Source organism: Rubneribacter badeniensis (assembly GCF_002899695.1).
Taxonomy (GTDB): Bacteria; Actinomycetota; Coriobacteriia; order Coriobacteriales; family Eggerthellaceae; genus Rubneribacter; species Rubneribacter badeniensis.
In genome coordinates this window covers 1-4,660 of record NZ_PPEL01000142.1, presented here as the reverse complement: position 1 = coordinate 4,660, position 4,660 = coordinate 1, and the positions used below count along the sequence as shown (strand labels likewise).

Annotated in this window: 4 protein-coding genes; all 4 read right to left on the bottom strand. The window is 68.3% G+C overall.

Annotated features, from left to right (window positions below; translation table 11 throughout):
- A partial coding sequence (locus C2L80_RS13185; protein ID WP_239939026.1) for a sugar transferase occupies nt 1-342 on the bottom strand: 342 nt, incomplete at its 3' end.
- Nucleotides 343-381: 39 nt separating this feature from the next.
- Complete coding sequence (gene loaP / locus C2L80_RS13180) at nt 382-918, bottom strand: antiterminator LoaP (protein ID WP_103263360.1); 537 nt, start codon at nt 916-918, stop codon at nt 382-384.
- 232 nt (nt 919-1,150) lie between these two features.
- Entirely contained in the window at nt 1,151-1,747 is a 597-nt protein-coding gene (locus C2L80_RS13175; protein ID WP_103263359.1) for a hypothetical protein, read from the bottom strand.
- A gap of 1,030 nt (nt 1,748-2,777) precedes the next feature.
- The gene (locus C2L80_RS13170; protein WP_103263358.1) at nt 2,778-3,647 is read right to left on the bottom strand and encodes a DegV family protein; all 870 of its coding nucleotides are present in this window, start codon (nt 3,645-3,647) and stop codon (nt 2,778-2,780) included.
- Between the last annotated feature and the right edge of the window lie 1,013 nt (nt 3,648-4,660).

Sequence of the window (4,660 nt, the reverse complement as noted above, 5' to 3'; positions counted from 1 at the left end):
CGTGCGGAACTTCAGGCACTCGAAGCGCGAGCCGGCCCTGCCCCAGCGCTCCTGGCGGAACAGCACCGGCCCCGGGCTCGTCGCCTTCACGGCCACGGCGCAGGCCAGGAGCACCGGGGAGAGGGCGGCGATCGCCGCCAGCGAGAGCGCCACGTCGAGGACGCGCTTGACGTGGGCGTAGGACCTGCTCGGGACGCGCGACAAGGGCGGCCTCGCCGAGGCGCCGGGGTGCAGCCGCTCGGCCATGGCGGCCCAGCCGCCCGCGTCGGGGGCGCCCGGGCCCTCGCGGTGCGACAAGCCCGCCGTTTCCTCGCCCATGTCGTCTTCCCGTATGGCTTCCACGTTGTCCAATTCGCTCATCCTGCGAGACGCGCGGCCCCGCTACCCCTTCTTCCTCACCAGGCTCAACCCCACCTTGGTCTCCACCTCGCGGCCGCAGATGCGCAGACGCAAGTACGCGGTGCGCTTGCGGCGATCGATCTTTCGGATCAAGCCCTCGCGGCCCACGAGCGGCCCGCTCGTCACCACGACCCGACCGCCCTCGACGTGGCCCTCGCTCATGTCGACGACCCGGCGCGGCCCCTCCCTGCGCGCGAACGCGCAGATCCAGGCCACCTCGTCGGCGGCGAGAGGCGTGAACACCCCGTCATACGCCAAAAGCCTTGCGAACCTCGGCGCGCGTCTGAGCGCCGCGGCCACGCCCTCCGCGTCTCGCGGCTTGGCGACGGCGATGAGGTAGCCGGGAAACAGCGGCTCCTCGCCCTCGACGAGCTCGCCCGAGCGCCTGGAGAGCGTGCGCCGCTTCGGCACGAACAGTTCCTCGAAGGCGCCCTCGAGGCCGGCGGCGCGCGCGGCCTGCTCGATGAGGTCGCGCGACGCGTCCTCGCGGCCCGTCTCCACCTGCACGGCGTACCACATGGGCATCTCCTTCCGACGCAGCCCCGCCCGAATGCGCAGACGCAGGGCAAGGCTCCGCCACCGCCCTCCGGAAAGGGCGCTTGACGGGGTATTCACTCCCTGCCGCTTGTACGACTCCCGAACGCGGGCTCGCTTTACGCGGCAGGGTCGATGCCGGCGGCCTCGCGCCCGGCGAAACGCGGCAGACGCCGCTTCGTCGGGGGCGAGGCCGCCGGCAAGCGGTTCTCGAACCTCAGCTCTTCCGGGGCACCGAGAGCGCGGCGCGCAGGAGGAACCCCTCCTCCGGCCCGCCCAGTCCGACAAGGGCCAGAGACTTGTGGCGGTCGATCCTGCGGATGCGGCGCTCCTGCCCGACGAGCGGGCCGCGCTCGACGACCAAACGGCCATCCTCGATGAAGCCCTCGCTCGCCCGCAGCACGTGCGACGAATCAAGCGCCTCTTCCAGCCACCTTTGGACCTCGGCCTCCACCGGCAAAAGCGAGCGGCCCCTCCTTCCCGCGAGCGACACGGGGAAAGACAGCCGCGCGACCGCGCGGGCAAGCGCCCGCCCGTCGCGCGAGGCGAGCAGGGCGTAGCCCCGAAACATCGGACGCTCCACCTTGAGCCACGCTCCGCGGCGCTTCATGATCGCCTCCCACCGGGGGCAGAACGCCTCGCGAAGCGCCTCGGCCGGAAGAGCCGCACCGATCTTGGCGGCAAGCGCGGCCTCGCGCCCCTCGCCTGCGTAGGCTGCGTACCAGCGCACCGCCCCGCCTTCGTCGGCGGTGCCAAGCCGAGGCGACAGGAGCCCCTGGGGAGCGCACGGCATCGCTTCGGCCTGCACGTACACGGCCTCTCGCCTTTCTCTCTCGCATCGCAGAAGAGGAGCCGGCTAGCGAGCGTCAAAACGTAGACTTTTTGTACCCGGTATGGGAGAATTCCAACGGTTCACGAAACAGCAGATCGGAGTTTCCAGATAGGCGAGCGAAGCGTCTTGCGCAAGGACGGCGAAAAGTCTACGTTTTGACGCACTCCGCACACGATTTTCGCGCGTTCTGCACGTGAAAATACCGTCCCCCCCCCCCCCGAACAGGCCGTTTACCGGAGCGCTTGACAGTCGTTTGGCGCCGCGGAAGAAGGCGGATCTGGAATTCGGCCCGCAGCCGAATTCAACCGGACAAAACGACGGGGAATCCGAACGCGGGCCTTTCTCGCCCGCCCCTCCGACCCTCGCCGCCCGACTGCGGCGCTCCGCGAAGGCCGTTTGCGGAACCTTGGAGCTTTGCGCGCCCTTCCGTGCGGGCAGACAGCCCGTTTTTGGCCACGGAACCGCGTTCTGGCACAAGCCGATACGATTCTTTGCGCTTTCGCCACAGGAGGAAGGCAAGAAAACCCCAGGTAACTCGAGCACCATCGGAAAGAGCGAAGGAAAGCCCGTGCCAGAACTCGGTTCCGTGGCCAAAAACGGGCGCTTTCGCCGCACGCCCCGTCGCACGACCCACCGCACGCCGAGCGCAACCCGGCCCTCCAAGCTCGGTGCGGCAACCGCCGGAGAAATGCCTCGATGAGAACCGCCCCGAAGAAACCCCCGAACCCCGAACGCATCCGGGCGCGGCGCGCGAAAAGCCCCGGCCAGAGAGAAAGAAGGGAGAGAGGGGCCGGGCCGAAGCCAAGGCCGGACCGGAGCTGGGCTTGGCTGGGACGAGCCGAACTGAGCCAGGCCGAGCTAGGGCTGAAGCCGAGCTAGGGCCGGCCTGGCCGGGCCGGGATCGGAGCAGGATCGGGGCCGGACCGGGGCTGAAATCGGGCTGAGGCCGGAACTGGACCTGGACCGGATCGAGCCGAACCGGGCTGGGGCTGGAACTGGACGCGGGCCTAGGCTAGCGGGAGGCGAACTGGCGCTTCGCGCAGCCGATGCCGAGGGCGCCGGGGCCGACATGGCAGGCGATGCTCAGCGGAAGACGGTCGACGTAGACGTCGTCGGAGCCGAAATGGGCGCGAACCTCGTCCGCAAACGCGGCGGCATCGGCGTCGCGGTTCGTATGGGCCACGTAGAGGTGTACGTTGTCGACGCCTCCGAAACGGCTCTCGACATCGATCGCGAGCGCGCGCAGCATCGTGCGCTTGGCGGCCTTGAACGACTTCGACACGGAGAACGCGTCGAGTTTGTCGCCTTGAATCTGCAAAACGGGCTTGATCTTCAAAAGCGAGCCGATAGAGGCGACAGCGGGCGTGATGCGGCCCCCTTTGCGCAGGTAATCGAGCGTGTCCACCATGAGGTAGATGCTCGCATCGAGCTTCGCGCCCTCAAGGAGCGCCACCGTCTCGGCGGCGGTTCGGCCCTCGGCGACCCACTGCAGGGCGTCGAGCACGGCCTCGCGCTGCGTGACGGAGATGCGCTGGTTGTCCACCACGTGCACGCGGCCGGGAAAATGCTGCTCGGCGAGGGAGCGCGCCGTCTCGCACGAGCCCGACAAGCCGCTCGACATGGGAAGGTAGACAAGCTCGTCATGCGTTTCGAGCACTTCGACCCACAGTTTGCCGAGATCGACGATCGACGGCTGAGAGGTGACGATGTCGGCACCGTCGGCGAGCCGCGCGTAGAACGCGGGCGCTTCGAGGTTCACGCCCTCGAAGCACTCGACGCCGTCCACGACGAAAGGCATGGGCACCACGTGCACGCCGAGCGCGTCGGCCTCGGCGCTCATGATGCCGCTGTTGGTGTCCGTCACGATCGCGATGCTGCCCACAGTTCGCCGCCCTTCTCCTTCGACCAACCCGTCTCGCAATGAAGCGGACGTCCGCGACGCCCGCACCTCATAGAGTATTCGTCCCGTAGAGCACGCGCCCCATTATAGCGCCATGGATTCGCGGGAAGGACGCAGCCGCGCAGAACGCCGCAAAACGCCGGAAGCGGCTTGCAGCTTGCGGTCTGCACGATTCTTGCGCGCTCGATCGCCCGGTCGCCGTCGCCCATCGCCCGATCGCGCAGCCGCGCCGCACTGCCCCGGACGACCTCGCCGAGACGGCGATCGGCGCCGCTCACTTCGGCGCCAGTGGCGACCCTTGCGGCCCTTGCGCTCTTTGCACTCTTTGCGCCCTTTGTACCCTTCGCGGCCCTTGCATGCTCGATCGCCGCCCATCATCCGAGTGCGCCCGAACACCGCCCGTCATCCGGACGCAAAGTCGCAAGATGCCGTAATTGGACTGCGCGGCTCTTGCGCGTCCGATCGTCTCTCCCGACACGCGCGCCGCCTAAGCGCACAGTCGCAAGGCCCCACCCCGAACGCCTCCTTCGCCAGGGCGGCGATCGGCGCGACGCCCAAGCCCGCAGCCTTCACCGGAGCGAAGATCGGCGCGCCGCTCAAACTCGCAGCCACAAGGGGGATCGAGGAAGCAGCGACCTGCGCGAACGCGAAATCAGGGGGGGGCAGAGCCGCTTCAGCCGCGCTCGCCCGCGATCTCGGCCCCGAAGAGGCAGGAGCCTAGGCGGCACGGACTCGGGCAAGCTTAATCACCCTTCATCCCCCGTTCGAAACGCGCCACCGCACGATAGCGACATCTCGCGCCCCTTCCCGAACATGCTACGGTAACGATTCAGCAAGAATTTTTTGATATTGTACCGTTACAGGCCTAACGGGGGTGCGGACAAAAAGTTGGACACTCCGGTGTCCGGATTGGAGTCCGCATGTACCCGTTGGAGACCAGGGAGCTCGCCGTGGAGGCCGTCGCGGCGGGGTTCAGCCTGACCGAGGCGGCCGAG